Below are 14,152 nucleotides of genomic sequence, written 5' to 3'. Positions count from 1 at the left end.
GACGGCGACGGCCCGGAAAATGGGGAGAGGCACCCGGCCTCGGGGCTGATCCGTGAGGAGCCCAGCCTGACCCGGCCGGGGGCCAGTCCCCGTTTTCCTCCGACGTGTTCAATGCGTACGTGAAACGCCCTGGCGAGTCGAAGGGGTCCAAACCATCCGCAGTTGACACAAATTGACATAGATAGAATAAAAAGATTTTACAATCTTATCTTTGTCAATTTGCGTCATCTGCGGGCACATACGCTTTGACTTGTCCCGCATTCCATGCGGGCCTCGCTCGAATCGAGCTGGTTTACACCCCGAGGAGGCGACGCGCGTCGGCGACGCCGGGCGCCGGGTGGCCGTGTTCGCTCGCCGTCACGCGGGCAAGGGCCGCGAGGTGCCGCCAGCGGAAGGTGGGTCGGCCCACGGCGAACTCCTCGGTGACGGTCCGATAGAACTTCTCGGCGTGGAGTGCCCCGTCTTCGCTAATCGCGTAGCGCAGCAGCAGGTCGAACGCGGGTCGAGCGGGGTTCCCGAGCTCGCCGTATCGATGGACGAGGGCGCAAGCACGCGACTGGTCGTTCGCCCGGATCGCGGCGTCGGCCTCGGCCAGCAGGGCCTCTGGTTTGACGTCCCGGATCTTCTCGCGATGCTCGGCGAGCGGGTAGGGCTGCGGGTTCAGACTCCCGGACTGGCCCGCGGTGTGGTAGGCCCCGACGATGAGGCTCGCCATCGCATTCCTCGGATTGCTCACCCGCGCGATGTTCCGCCAGGCGTTGGCGGCGTCGGAGGCATGCACCCCCACCGAGGCCCCGTGGACGCTCCCGACCGGCTTGGCGTCGGAGTCGGCTTTCTTCCGGCCAGGGTCGTGGAGGACCAACTGGTTGGCGGCAAGGGAGATCGCCTCGCCGACGACCTCGGGCGAGACACCATCAGCCAACGCAGCGGCCACGGCGTCGGCCGCCTTCGAACGGTCGTTGCCGTAGACGATCTGGGCAAGCTGGTCGACCCACGCGTCGTCGGGACGCCGGTCGCCGGGGCTTCGACTCTGGAGGTGGTACTGATCCAGGAGTTTGGGAAGGAGCGTACGGAGCGGGTCGTTCCCGAAGTGCTTGCGGACCCCCGCCTCTTCATTGACGCAGAACCGGACCGACTGCCGGAGCATCGTGTGCGCGTGCTCCTTGCCCGTCAGGTCGAGGAGCGCCCAGGCCCGCCAGGCGAGGACGACGCGATGGACGTTCGTGTGATCCTGGACCGAATAGAGGAGGTCGTTGTAGGCCTCGTCGAGCGACCCGCCCACCAGCGTTGCGAAGGTACGCTCGGCGCCGTCCATGTCCTGCCGACGCACGGCATCGCGCAAGGCCTCGGCGGTCGGCCGGTCGCCGGTGGTCGTCGGCACTTCAAGCGAGTGGAGCGTCTCGTGCGCGCAACCGCCCGTGTTCTGAATATGGTTCGTATTCCGGTACAACACCTTCAAGACAGGGAGGGCCCGTTCCGAGGCCGGGAGCTCTTGGGCCATGTGGTACGCCGGCGCGAGGGCCATCAGCGCATGGTAGCCGTCGTAATCTTGCCCGCCGAAGGCACGGGCATTCGCCAGGGCCGCGGCGGCGACGAACTCGCGGAGGTCGGCGCCCCCCCGGATCTTCTCAACGACAATCGGCAGGAGCTTGTCGGCCGGGGTGTCCTGCATCAAGTCGACCAGCGGCTCCATCGCCCCGAACGAAAGATGCCCTTTCGACTCATCCGCCAGCGCGGCCGGCGCGAGTCCCAGGTCCTGTGCGAGCGTCGAACCGACGCTCACCACCAGCATCCCACGACCGACGTCCGCGAGGAATTGACGGCGACGATAGCGATCCATGGACGGTCTCCCTGGGGCGAAATGCCCTATCGAAAGCCTGCAGCCCGGTCACCTCGACACACGACAATCGCGATTCTCCGACGTGCCGCCCCCCATTGCACGACATTTTTTGATCCCGCACGACACATTGGTCAGGGCATTGCCACGCAAAAATCCACGCCGTTTATCAAGTTCAGGACCGTCGACGCCTGTGCCGCCTGGTGAATCCAAATCGATGAAGAGATTTGAAGTCTTGAAGGAACCGCACGGTTTGGACTCACCGCCCCATCTCGCGGGCATGCCAGCCGACGGCGTAAAAATGATCCAGGTGGAGGGGCGTCAGCAGCCCCAACGCGCCTCGAGGGCCGGCCACCCGGAGATTCGCCACCCCGGGTTGGTAAACCGGTCGACCGAAGCCGCTCAGGCCGGGGACCCAGACGTGTTCGAGGTGATTGGTCAGCGAGGCGCAGTCCAACTCCTCGAAGATCAGGCGATGCTCGGGGACCGAGGGGTCGAGCAGAGTGATCCGAGCCACACGCTGGCCGGTGCGCTCCATCAGGACTCGAGCCGCGCGGATGGCAATGATGCAACCCGAGCTATGCCCGACGAGATGAAGGCTCGACGGTTGGACGCCGGCATGGTAGAGAGTCATCCCCAAGGCATTTCCCTGGGCGATCGCGTTCTGCCTGATGATCGCCGCGCGATAGCTCGGCATCGTCGCGGCATTCCAGTCCCAGCCCACGACATTGACATTCGAGCCGTACCGACTCCCGATCGACTCCGCGTATCTCTCGGCGATCGTGAAGTGGAGGCGGGGGTGATACGGGTTGAGGCCGTGGACGACGGCGACCGTCCAACGCGTCGGATCGATCGGGTCGAAGGGCCCCGCTCCCACGGTCGAGTTGACGAGGATCCCCGTCGCCTCGTCACGGCCCTTCGCGATCAAATTGGCCGTGAGGTCGACCCCGGGCTGACCCAGGACCGTGGCCGCCAGCAGCGTGGCAAATGAGATCATTGGCCGACCGGGAGTTGTGGTGTCTAGGTGTGGCATCAAGTTCGGGCGGCTGCCCTGGGCAGCTTGCCGTAAATCTATCACGCGTCCGTCGTATACGTCGGACGCAACTCCGGGATTGGTCCGGCGTATTCAAGGTGGTCCGAGAGCGACCTCGAAGGCGACCCACACGCTCGCTCCGCTCGCCCATTCTTGTCCGTCCCGCAAGAGTTCACGACGGGGGATGGGGATGGCCGTCGTGGCAAGAGTTCGGGTCGTGAAGGTTGGACGTCTGTTCTGGCTTTCGACTTAGGAATGCGCTCGGGACTTGTCACTCCCATGCCGATCTCGTTGATCCGAATCGGGTTTTCGTATTCCTGGAGAAGTCACTTGCAGATTGCTACTCGGATTGACTACAAATGTCTTAGTTTTGGTTCTCGTCGCCTTGAGAGACCTACAAATCGCTGGCGATACGTGACGGCTTCGAGCGAGGATTTCCGAAGTCTCGCGGGTACAAGGTGGAACGGCCGCCCCCCGAGACCGGTCTCCTACCCAACGAAGGTGACATGACGTTGATACGATCGGCGGTGGCGATCCTCATCTTCCTGCCCGGACTGGCGTTCGGACAGGTCAAACCCGACGAGGTCGACAAGGTCTCCAACGATAATCCTGCCCGCCCCCTTCAGATGCCCGCGGCCTCGACCGAGGCGAAGGAGGCCCTCGACGACTTCGACCGGTTTCAACGTCGAGGGGCCTGGGAGCGGGCCTTGAAGTCGCTCTTCGCGATCCCGGACGATCAAGCTCGCCGGTTCGTCGACGGCGACAACGGATTCGTCATCTCGATCGCGCGGAAGCGTCATGTCTTGCTATCACGGCTCCCGGCGAATGGGCAGGCCGCGTTTCGGGTCTTCTATGACGCCGAGGCCCGGAGGCTCCTCGAGGAGGCCGAAGGTCCCTCGGAGTTGGCGAACCTCGAGCGCATTTATTCGGCCTACTTCCTCACGTCGGTGGGCGACAACGCCGCCGATCGGTTGGGCGACCTCTACTACGAGCTCGGCCGGTTCGACCGGGCGGCCGAATGCTGGATGGCGGTGTTGAAGGAACGCACGGACACCGACCTGTCTCCGGCGTTGCTCACCTTGAAAGCCGCCCTCGCCCTCTCCCGCGCCGGGAGGATCTCCGAGTTCGAAGCACTCCGAAGTGAGCTCGCGAACCGCTATCGCGACGATTCGCTGGTGATCGGGGGACGCGCCGGGTCCCCCTCCGAGCAGCTTCGCCGCCTGCTGGAAAGCCCGAGCACTGAGACTGTCGCCAAGAGTCCATCAACATCGGAAAGCGCCACCGATGCAACGCTGGGGGCCGGGGAGCAGGTCGACCCGACCTGGCAGACCCGGGTCGCCGAGTCGATCGAGGCGGGGATGAACCCTCACGAGTTGACCCAGTGGGAATCGAACCCGCTGAGCGCGGCGGTCCCCGCGGTGACGATCGACGGATCGAGCTTGTATGCCAACTACCTCGGCCACGTCTTCGCCATCGACCTGAAGAGCGGGAAGATGCTCTGGCGCTCGGCCTCGTTCCACAACCTCGAAGTCATCGCGATGCAGGACCAGTCCCGGATGTTAGATCCGAACCGGTTCGCGATCATCGCCTCGGGTGACTACGTCTGGTCCCTCGGCCGCGACATCAAGGACCAGAACTTCATGGCCCCGTTCCGACTGACTTGTCGACGGGCCTCGAGCGGCGAGGTTGTCTGGCAATCGTCCGACCTCGCCGACTATGCCCAGGTCGACATGTTCGGGGCCCCACTCCTCGTCGGCGACAAGATCTTCGTGGTCGGGAAGGCGGTGGCGAATCCTCAGCAGCAAGGTCTCCCGCAAGAGCTCCTCCTTGCGATCCAGCCCCATGACGGGAAGCTGCTCTGGAAGACCGAGGTCGCGACCTTCCGCCAGGCCAACCAGATGTACTTCTATTACTATGCTCGCGACACCTCGCCGCTGCCGCGACTGGTCTACCGGGCGGGCTCGATGTATCTCGACACCCAGGTGGGACTTCTCGCGAGAGTCGACGCCGAGTCGGGCACGCTCGACTGGGGCTACGGCTATCGGACCGACCCTTCGCAAAACATGGGTGGCCGATTCTTCTTCGGTTATCCCCAGCAGCAAGACGCAACGACCGCGAGCAGCCCACCTCTCCCGTTGGGAGACGCCTTTCTGGTCAAAGGGGCGCAGTCCGACCGTCTCACGGCGGTCGAGCCGAACCAGATGAAAATCCTCTGGGAACGCCCGATCTCGAAGTCGGCCCGGATGCTTGGCGCGGACGACAACGCCCTTTTCCTGGGTGGTCCTGAAGTCAGCGCGATCGACCTCAAGACGCGAGACCTCCTCTGGGCGACCCGGATCCCGAACGGGAGCCTCGAGGGCCGGGTCCTGGTCCGCCCCGACGGTGTGTGGCAGCTCACACCCCGAGGGGTCTTCGAGATCGATCCCAAGTCGGGTTCGATTCGACGGATCTTCCGCGGCAAGGACCTGGGTTCGGTCGGGGGCGACCTCTACCTGACCGACAAGTTCTTCCTCACCGTCTCCAACCGTACGATCTCCGCCTATCCTCGATCCGGTGCGGCTTCCGACGCCGCCGGCCGAGACGAATCTTCGACCGCAAAGGAGAAGGCTTCGGATGAAGAATGAGTCGAAAGTCGCGGCCTTCGTCCTCTCCCTACTCCTCCTCGGCCAGTCGAGCCCCGCGCGGGCCCAGTACTTCTACGGGCAGTCGATGCCTTCGTCGATGGAGAACATCGAAGGGTTCTCGGTCACCGGCAAGGGCTCGGTCGCGGCCAAGCCGAATCTGGTCGAAATCGACCTCGACATCTCCGCTTCTTCGGAACTGACCGGCGATGCGATCGTCAAATATCGCGACGCCCGGAAGCGTCTCCAGGAAGCTTTCAACGGCCTCAAGCTCGACAACGTGGCCGTTGAAGAGCGGGGACTGCTCGTCGACCAGAAGGGGGCGATGATGAACCCCTACTTCTTCGGCGGGTTCCAGCCCAATTCGAGGACCAAGGCCGAGGTCCAACTCTCCCGCAAGCTCATCGTGAAAACGTCGAAGATCCGAGAGATGGAGGAGGATCGCCTGCTCCAACTCATCGGGAAGCTTCTCGACGTCGCGCAGGATGCCGGAGCTCGGGTCGGATCTCAGCCGAACTTCAACCCGTACTACTACAACCCCTATCAGCAAATGGGGGGAGGGCTCGTCCGCTTCGTCCTCGACGACTTCGACAAGCTCCAGGAAGAGGCCTATGAAAAGGCCATCGCCGACGCCCGGGTCCGGGCGACGCGACTGGCCAAGTTGAGCGGGGTGGAGCTAGGCCCGGTCGTGGCGGTCCGCGAGCTCGCAGTCCCTGCCGATCGGCAAGCCTCGCCTGACGACGAGATGCCCCGCAAGCGGCTGGAGACCTCAAAGTTCCAGGAGATCCCCGTCCGGGTCGAGTTGCTCGTGCGCTTCCAGATCCATTCCAATCCCGACGGGAAAGGAAAGGCCGGAAAGTGATGCACCGATCGGGATCAGATGATCGACGACCGGAGTCGGGCCGACGGACCGATCGGCGCCGGTTCCTGACGAGAATCGGAGCCGGGGCCCTCGCCTCGGCCTATGGAGCGGCATGGGTCGGGATCGGCCGGGCCGCGGAGAAGGAAGTCCTCCCGAAGCACGTCACTCCGGAGACGCTCCAGGCCGTCGTCAAGGGCCTCGACTATCTCGCCGGGAAGCAGTCCGACGACGGGTCTTGGATCATCGGCGGGGGCGAAGCCTATCCGACCGCCATGACGGGCCTCTCCGGGATGTCCTTCCTCGCGCATGGGAACTCGCCCACGCGAGGCAAATACTCGAGGAACGTCCAGGGGGCCGTCGAGTATCTGGTTCGTTGCGCGACCCCGACGGGGTTGATCACGAGCAGCTCGCAAGATAGCGGGATGCCGATGCACGGGCACGGTTTCGCCTTGCTCTTCCTCGCGTCCGTCTACGGGATGATCAGCAAGGAATCGCTCCGACAGCAGGTCCGGGCCGCGATCCGTAAGGCTGTGGCGCTCACGAGCCAGGGGCAGAGTGCCCAGGGAGGCTGGACCTACGTCCCGGGGACCGGTGACGAAGGCTCGGTCACCGTCACCCAGGTCCAGGCCCTACGCGCCGCGCACAACGCCGGGTTCCTCGTGCCGAGGGCCGTGATCGACGAGGCCGGTAAGTATCTCGAACGCTGCCGAACTCCCGAGGGGGGGATCCAGTACTCCCTCGGCTCGGGGGGCGGGCCGAGGCTCCCCATCTCCGCGGCCGCCGTCGCCACCCTGTATAACGCCGGCCAGTTCGACAGCACCATCGCCACGGACTGCCTGAAATTCGTCTGGGACCAGTTCAAGGCCAACGACGGCTGGGAGAAGGGGGGCGGGCACGCCTTCTACACCCACCTGTATGCCGCCCAGGGCTTTTACATGGCCGGCAACGAGTACTGGGATGCTTACTTCCCCAAGGCTCGCGACCAACTCATCGGGATGCAAGGCCCCGACGGCTCCTGGAACGGCGACGGCATCGGCCAGGTCTACGGCACGTCCATCGCCACGATCATCTTGCAGCTCCCCTACAAATATCTCCCGGTCTTTCAAAGATAATAGCGGAGGCACGCGATCTTGAGCGGCACACCTGCTGATCTCGACCTGGCCGAGCTGGAGGATCTGCGATCCGCCCACGACCAGATCCGCGCCCAGATCGCCCGGCAAATCGTCGGCCAGGACGAGGTCGTCGACCAACTCCTGATCGCCGTGTTCGCCCGCGGGCACTGCATCCTCGAGGGCGTCCCCGGCCTTGCGAAGACCCTGATGGTCCACTCGCTGGCCCAGTCGCTCTCGCTGGACTTCAGCCGGATCCAGTTCACCCCGGACCTGATGCCGAGCGACATCACCGGGACCGAGGTGCTCTACGAGGATCGCAACACCGGCGCCCGCGAGTTACGCTTCGTTCAAGGGCCGATCTTCGCGAACCTGCTCCTCGCCGACGAGATCAACCGGACCCCGCCGAAGACCCAGGCCGCGTTGCTCGAGGCCATGCAGGAGCGGCAGGTGACCGCCGGCGGCCATCGCCACGTCTTGCCCGACCCGTTCTTCGTCCTCGCGACCCAGAACCCGATCGAGCAGGAAGGGACCTATCCGCTCCCGGAAGCCCAACTCGACCGGTTCCTCTTCAAGATCTACATCAGCTATCCGACCCCCGACGAAGAACGGCGAATCTATCGGCTCACCACGGGGTCGGAAGAGCAGACGATCACCCCGCTCTTGACCGGCGAGCGGATCGCGGCCCTCCAGAAGCTGGTGCGCCGGGTGCCGGTATCGGACCACTGCATCGACTACGCGATGGACCTCGTCCGGGCCACGCGAGGCCCCGAGCACGGGGGCCCGGCCTACATCGGGGAATGGGTCTCCTGGGGCGCAGGTCCGCGAGCGGGACAGGCCCTGATCCTGGCCGCGAAGGCGAAGGCCGCGCTCGCGGGTCGGCCGAGCGTCTCGATCGACGACATCCGGGCCGTCGCCCGCCCGGTGCTCCGCCACCGGATCGTGGTGAACTACAACGCCCAGGCGGTCGGCGAGTCGAGCGACTCGATCGTCAAGAAGCTGCTCAACGACATCCCGGTCCGGAAGGGAGCCGCCGATGCCGCCGTCGCGGAAATTTTCCGATCCTGACGCGATCGCGCGGATCTCGGACCTGACGCTTCGCTCCCGACGACTCGTGGAAGGGGCGATCAACGGCCAGCACCGCAGCCCGTTCCACGGCTTCAACATCGAGTTTGCCCAGTATCGCGACTATGCCCCCGGCGACGACCTCCGTCGGCTCGATTGGCGCGTCTTCGCGCGTTCGGATCGCCATTACATCAAGCAATACGAGGAAGAGAGCAACGTCCGCGTCACCTTCGTCGTGGACGCCAGCGCGTCGATGAATTACCGAGGGTCGGGGACGCTCTCAAAATACGAATACGGCGCCACCTTGGTCGTCTCGCTGGCAATGCTCCTGACCCGTCAGCAAGACCCCGTAGGCCTCGTCCTCTTCGACGAGAAGGCGAACACGGTCCTACCCCCCAACGCCACGCCCTCGCAGGTCGTCGTGATGTCGGGCCTGCTCGAGCGTTGCACGCCGGCGAGGAAGACGGAGCTAGGAGGACTCCTCCGGACCCTCACCGACCAGCTCCGTCGCAGGAGTCTCGTGGTCATCGTCACCGACCTCTTCACCGACCTCGACGCCGTCTACGACGGTCTGAACCGCTTCCGGTTTCTCGGCCACGAAGTCCTGCTCCTCCAGATCCTCGACCGGGACGAGGTCGACCTCCCCTTCGAAGGGCCGACGATCTTCCGGGACATCGAAGGGGACGAGGAGCTCTTCGCCGAACCCTGGGCGTTCCGACGGTCGTATCAGCAGGCGATGACCGACTTCCTCGAAGGCGTCACCAAGGAATGCCGCAAGCGTGGGTACGACCACGTCCGCTTCTTCACCGATGAGCCCCTCGGGGCCGCGCTCAGCCTGTTCCTGCACACGAGGGAAGAGTCCGGCCGCTCGGTCCGACAGGGCAATCGATCATCATGATGTCACTGCTGAGCCCGCTCCTGATGTGGGGGATGCTCCTCGGCGCGATCCCCATCGTGATCCATCTCCTGAACCGTCGACGGTTCCGGCGGGTGGAATGGGCCCCGATGCGCTACCTCAAGCTGACAATCCAGCGCAATCGGCGACGGATCCAGATCGAGCAATTCCTCCTCCTGCTCCTGCGGATCGCCCTGTTCCTGATCCTGTTCTTCCTCCTCGCCAGGCCGGTGCTCAACCCGACCGGGCTCGAGAAGTGGCTCGGGAACGGCGGCCGATCGAGCCAGGTCGTCCTCGTCGACGACTCCTTGAGCATGGGCTACGCCTCGGGCGAAGCCGTCGCGTTCCGCCGGGCCAAAGAGGTTGCCTCCGCACTCTTGGCGGCGGCACGTCCTCAGGATCGTTGCACGATCCTGACGACCTCGAGGCCCCGGACTCCCGTCCTCCACGAAGTCGAGGGGACCCGACGCGACGACCTGACCGGGGCCATCGCCTCGATCCAACTCGGCGCCACGCACGCGGCCTGGCCGACCGTGCTCGAAGGGGTCGACGAGGTCTTGCGCTCGTGTACGTACCCCACGAAGCAACTCACGATCGTGACCGACCTGAGGCGCGCGGGTTGGGAAAGCGGAGCCCTCTCCGTAGGCCGGCGCTGGAGCGAACAGGGGGTGGTCGTCCGAGTGGTCGACGTCGGTTCCGACGAAACCGCCAACATCGCCATCGATTCCCTCGTCCCGCTCGATCGGACCATCCTCGCGGGGGCGGAGAGCCGATGGGAGGCCGTCATCCGGAACGACTCCTCGAAAGCCCTCGCCGGAGTCAAGGCGACCATCCGCGTCGATGACAGTCCGGCGGAACTCCGCCTGCCCGAGATCGCCCCGCGCCAGGTCGTCCGGGTCCCATTCGGGGTCCATTTCCCCGGCGCAGGCCCGCACGACCTCTCGCTGCAACTCCCCGAAGACCCGCTCCCTGGCGACAACCAGCGGTGGGCGGCGGTCCCGGTCAAGGACTCGCTCCTCATCCGGCTCGTCGACGGCGAGCCCTCCGCCGAACCGTTCGGATCGGAGATCGACTACCTGGCGGCTCCGCTGTCGATCGGGATCGGGGCGGCCGAGGCCTGGCGGGTCGAGGTGGCGCAGGACAACGACTTCCTCTCCCAGCGGCTCGATCCGGCGGACGTGCTCATCCTCGCCAACGTCGCGGCCCCCACGGCCGAGCAGGCCGAGCGTCTGGGTAAGCTCGTCCGGGACGGGATGGGCTTGATGATCTTCACCGGCGCGAAAGTCGATACGGGGACCTATAACGAGCTGCTCTCCCGGCCGAATAGCCGAATCCTGCCGTTCCCGCTCCGGACCCTCGTGGACGAGAGCTTCCGCGGTCTCATCGTCGAACCGGTCAGGCCTTCCCCGCTCGAGAAGCTCCTCGAGTTGAAGCCGTCGGCCCTCGAACGGGTCGCCGTCAAGCAGTTCATGTCGGTGGAAGAGCAGGGGGATGGCGCCCAGGTCCGCGTCCTGGCCCGTTGGAACGACCCGAGTCGTTCGCCCGCGGTCGTCGAGCGGATCCTCGGCGAAGGCCGGGTCCTGCTTTGGACCACAACCGCCGACCGCGCGGGGAACGACTGGCCGATTGAACCAAGTTTCGTGCTGGCCGTGCGCGAAGCCGTTCGCGGGAGTGCGCGGCCGACACGATTCGCCAACAACGTCACCGCGGGCGAGTCGATTCGGCGCGTCGTCAACTCGAGCCAGCAGGTCGCCAACGCCCGATTGAACCCACCAGGAGGCGGCGAGCCGATCCCGCTCACAGCCGTCCCTCGGCCCGAGAAAGCCGAGGACTCCGGGCCCTCGGTCGAGATCACGGTGCCCGACACGCGTCGGGCCGGACTGTACCGGATCTCCTGGGACGAGGGCCCGCTCGGGTCGCAGCAAGATTTCTACGCGTCGAACCCCGACCCTCGCGAGAGCACCCTCGAACGCATCGGCGGTTCGGAGCTGAAGGAGTTGCTCAGACCTTTAAAGGTCGAAGTCGTCCCCGCGAGGGGGGACGCGACCAGCCTCTTCGCGGCGACCGGCCACGAGATCTGGTACGAACTGGCGTGCGGACTCCTCGTCCTCCTGATCCTCGAGTCGATCTTCGCAACATGGGTCGGCCGTTCCCGATAACGCCCTTTTGATCGAAGACCATGAATCAACTTTGGCAGACACTCATGGGAGTCGGTCGATCGCCGGGCGACGCCGTCGGCGAGTCTCGGCTCGATCTTTCGAGCGCCCCCCAGGGGGCCGCGACACTCCTGGTCATCCTCGCGTCGATCGCCCTCCTCGCCTTCCTCTGGCGACTCAACGGGATCGAGAGCCGAGAGCTCACGAAGGCGAGGAAGACCGCCCTGGTCGTCCTCCGCGCGATCACGCTGCTGGCCGTCCTGGCCATGCTCCTGGAGCCGGTGCTGGTCACGTCCCACCGCGAGACTCAGCCCTCGCACCTCGCGGTGATCTTCGACGACTCGGAGAGCATGAAGTTCTCCGACCCCTATACCGACGAGTCGAAGGCCGCCCGGCTCGCGTCCGAGTTGAAGATCCCGTCCGACGGGGGGCGGTCGCCCGTCCAACGACTCCGGGAGACGCCTCGCCTGGATCTCGCGAAGTCGGCCCTGGCCGCGAACCTCGACGCCCTGAAACGAGGCCGAGAACTCCATCTCTATGACCTCGAGTCCGCGGCGAGGAGCCTGCCGAACTCGTCCACCAAGGCACGCAAGCTCGAGCACATCAAGCCGAATCGCCCGGTCTCTCCCCTCGGTGACGCCCTCCAGGGGGTTCTCTCCGGGCTCCGGGGCCAGCCGGTCGCCGGGATCGTGCTCGTCACCGACGGCCGATCGAACACGGGCGAAGACCCACTTCGATCGGTCGACGCCGCGCTTCGCCAGAACATCCCGATCTATTCGATCGCCGCAGGCGCCGCCGAAGGGCCGAGGAATATTCGGCTCGCCGAGGTCGAAGCGAGCCCGGTCGTCTTCGTCCGCGACCCCATGAACGTCGCCGTCGTCGTCGAGGCCCGCGGCCTCCGCGACGCCGAGGCGACGATCGTGTTGGAACAACGCGTGAACGAAAACGATTGGGAGCCGGTCGGGACCCAACGCGTCGTGCTGGGCGAAGACGGGATCCTCAAACGGTCGTTGTTCCGAGTCACTCCCAAGGTCGTCGGCTCGCACGAATTCCGCGCCAGGGTCGAGGACGCAGGGCCGGAGCTCACGCTCGAGGACAACGTGGCGACGGCGGCCGTCAAAGTCGTGAGACAACAGATCCGGATTCTCTGCATCGCGGGCGCACCGTCGCCGGAAGTCCAGTTCCTGCGCAATGCGCTGATGCGCGACCAACACGTCGAGTTCGCGTCCTGGCTCCAGAACGCCGACCCGGGATACCGCCAGGCGGGCGACCACCCGATTCAGCGGCTGCCGAACGACCAGGCCGAGCTGAGTCGCTACGACGCCCTGCTCCTGATCGACCCGGACATGAAGTCTCTCGGCCCGCAATGGCCCGCGATGATCACTCATTTCGTCGGTCAAGAAGGGGGAGGCCTCATCTTCGTGGCTGGCGAGCTCTACTCGCAGCAGCTCTTCGAGTCGGTCGAGGCCGACGCGAGCGGGGGCAACTGGACGCGGATCCTCCCGATCGTCCGGGAGCCCGGCCTTTTCCGGACCGAAGCGGAAGTGCGGCTCAGCACCCAGTCGACCTATACGCTCGACCTCACGCCCGAAGGGCGCGGTGATCCCGTCTTCGAATTCAACGGGGATCCGATTCGCAACCGGACCATCCTCACGAGCCTGCCCGGGATGTACTGGAGCTTCCCCGTGACCCGAGCTCGACCAGGGGCGACGGTGCTCGCACGCCACGGCGACCCGCGGATGTCGAACCAATACGGGCGGAATGTCCTGCTGGATTCGCAGTTGTACGGGCCGGGTCGGACCGTCTTCATCGGTTTCGACAGCACCTACCGCTGGCGTTACCTCTCCGAGGATTACTACGACGGCTTCTGGGCCCGGCTCGTCGATCGCGTCGGTCGGAATAAGGCCCTGGGGGGGCGATTCCCGTTCGAAGTCCACCTCGGCAAGGACCTTTATCACGTCGGCGAGCAGGTGAGCATCGGCATCCGGTACACCGAGGCCGCCGCCCTGGCCGAGGCCACCGACCTGACCGCCGAGATCGAGATCGCCGGCCAGCCCCCGGAACCGCTTCACTTCGAGCGCGTCCCCGATGACCCGGCCCTCCTCAGCGCGACCTTACCCGCCGAGAAAGCCGGAGCCTATACCCTGCGGATCGTCTCCACGACGGCCGCGGACCCGAGTTCGGGCGTCCGCGCCTCGACGACGACCTTCCGAGTCGAGCCCCCTAGACGTGAGATCGACGAGCCCGCGCTGAATCGGACTCTGCTCGCGGACCTCGCCCGGCTCACCAATGGCCGCGTCTTCGAGCTCGGCGAAATCGGGCGCATCGACGACGCGATCCCGATCCGCGAAGTCACCCGAACGATCGAGACTCGCGATGAACTCTGGGATGCCCCCCTCATTTATGCGACAATTGTGCTGGGCCTGACCGCCGAGTGGCTTCTCAGGAAACGGTATCGGATGGTCTAGGGCCGACCACGCATGGATAGGAAGGAAGACGGGTTTATCGACAGACGACGCAGATCAACACAGATTTTAAAGCACAATTATTATTTAATTGTTTTTATTATCCGTG

The 14,152-nt window shown here is 65.2% G+C and carries 9 protein-coding genes; 7 read left to right on the top strand and 2 right to left on the bottom strand.

The genetic code is table 11. The annotated features are described in order from the left end of the window. Positions 1-292: 292 nt before the first annotated feature. Both ACYOEI_RS11525 and ACYOEI_RS11520 read right to left on the bottom strand, forming a co-directional pair. Positions 293-1,840, bottom strand: coding sequence for a hypothetical protein (locus ACYOEI_RS11525; protein ID WP_462849644.1), 1,548 nt, complete (start codon positions 1,838-1,840; stop codon positions 293-295). Positions 1,841-2,096: 256 nt separating this feature from the next. Beyond that, on the bottom strand, positions 2,097-2,834 hold the full coding sequence (locus tag ACYOEI_RS11520) for a thioesterase domain-containing protein (RefSeq protein WP_462849643.1): 738 nt from the start codon (positions 2,832-2,834) through the stop codon (positions 2,097-2,099). A gap of 542 nt (positions 2,835-3,376) precedes the next feature. On the opposite strand from ACYOEI_RS11520, the gene ACYOEI_RS11515 reads away from it, so the two are divergent. From ACYOEI_RS11515 to ACYOEI_RS11485, 7 genes are read left to right on the top strand one after another with little or no spacing between them, the layout of a single operon-like run. Then, on the top strand, positions 3,377-5,494 hold the full coding sequence (locus ACYOEI_RS11515; protein ID WP_462849641.1) for an outer membrane protein assembly factor BamB family protein: 2,118 nt from the start codon (positions 3,377-3,379) through the stop codon (positions 5,492-5,494). Next, positions 5,484-6,353: an SIMPL domain-containing protein gene (locus ACYOEI_RS11510; protein WP_462849640.1), complete on the top strand. Its 870-nt coding sequence runs from the start codon at positions 5,484-5,486 to the stop codon at positions 6,351-6,353. Before ACYOEI_RS11515 ends, ACYOEI_RS11510 begins: the two co-directional genes overlap by 11 nt. Continuing rightward, complete coding sequence (locus ACYOEI_RS11505) at positions 6,353-7,465, top strand: prenyltransferase/squalene oxidase repeat-containing protein (RefSeq protein WP_462849917.1); 1,113 nt, start codon at positions 6,353-6,355, stop codon at positions 7,463-7,465. The genes ACYOEI_RS11510 and ACYOEI_RS11505 overlap by 1 nt, the downstream gene beginning before the upstream one ends. Positions 7,466-7,483: 18 nt before the next feature. Further along, entirely contained in the window at positions 7,484-8,530 is a 1,047-nt protein-coding gene (locus ACYOEI_RS11500; RefSeq protein WP_462849639.1) for an AAA family ATPase, read from the top strand. Then, complete coding sequence (locus ACYOEI_RS11495; protein WP_462849638.1) at positions 8,499-9,425, top strand: DUF58 domain-containing protein; 927 nt, start codon at positions 8,499-8,501, stop codon at positions 9,423-9,425. Before ACYOEI_RS11500 ends, ACYOEI_RS11495 begins: the two co-directional genes overlap by 32 nt. Beyond that, a complete protein-coding gene (locus tag ACYOEI_RS11490; protein ID WP_462849637.1) occupies positions 9,422-11,581 on the top strand; it encodes a BatA domain-containing protein in 2,160 nt (719 codons plus the stop codon). Before ACYOEI_RS11495 ends, ACYOEI_RS11490 begins: the two co-directional genes overlap by 4 nt. A 20-nt stretch (positions 11,582-11,601) precedes the next feature. Continuing rightward, entirely contained in the window at positions 11,602-14,046 is a 2,445-nt protein-coding gene (locus ACYOEI_RS11485) for a vWA domain-containing protein (RefSeq protein WP_462849636.1), read from the top strand. Positions 14,047-14,152 lie beyond the last annotated feature (106 nt).

The sequence above is a fragment of the Singulisphaera rosea genome, assembly GCF_054877945.1.
The sequence above is the reverse complement of the archived record's forward strand: the minus strand, read 5'-3'. Positions and strand labels throughout refer to the sequence as shown.

Coding starts and splice junctions, on each gene's coding strand:
- ACYOEI_RS11525 (WP_462849644.1), bottom strand. CDS start 1,840: ATGGATCGCTATCGTCGCCGTCAATTCCTCGCGGACGTCGGTCGTGGG.
- ACYOEI_RS11510 (WP_462849640.1), top strand. CDS start 5,484: ATGAAGAATGAGTCGAAAGTCGCGGCCTTCGTCCTCTCCCTACTCCTC.
- ACYOEI_RS11515 (WP_462849641.1), top strand. CDS start 3,377: ATGACGTTGATACGATCGGCGGTGGCGATCCTCATCTTCCTGCCCGGA.
- ACYOEI_RS11505 (WP_462849917.1), top strand. CDS start 6,353: ATGCACCGATCGGGATCAGATGATCGACGACCGGAGTCGGGCCGACGG.
- ACYOEI_RS11495 (WP_462849638.1), top strand. CDS start 8,499: ATGCCGCCGTCGCGGAAATTTTCCGATCCTGACGCGATCGCGCGGATC.
- ACYOEI_RS11485 (WP_462849636.1), top strand. CDS start 11,602: ATGAATCAACTTTGGCAGACACTCATGGGAGTCGGTCGATCGCCGGGC.
- ACYOEI_RS11520 (WP_462849643.1), bottom strand. CDS start 2,834: ATGATCTCATTTGCCACGCTGCTGGCGGCCACGGTCCTGGGTCAGCCC.
- ACYOEI_RS11490 (WP_462849637.1), top strand. CDS start 9,422: ATGATGTCACTGCTGAGCCCGCTCCTGATGTGGGGGATGCTCCTCGGC.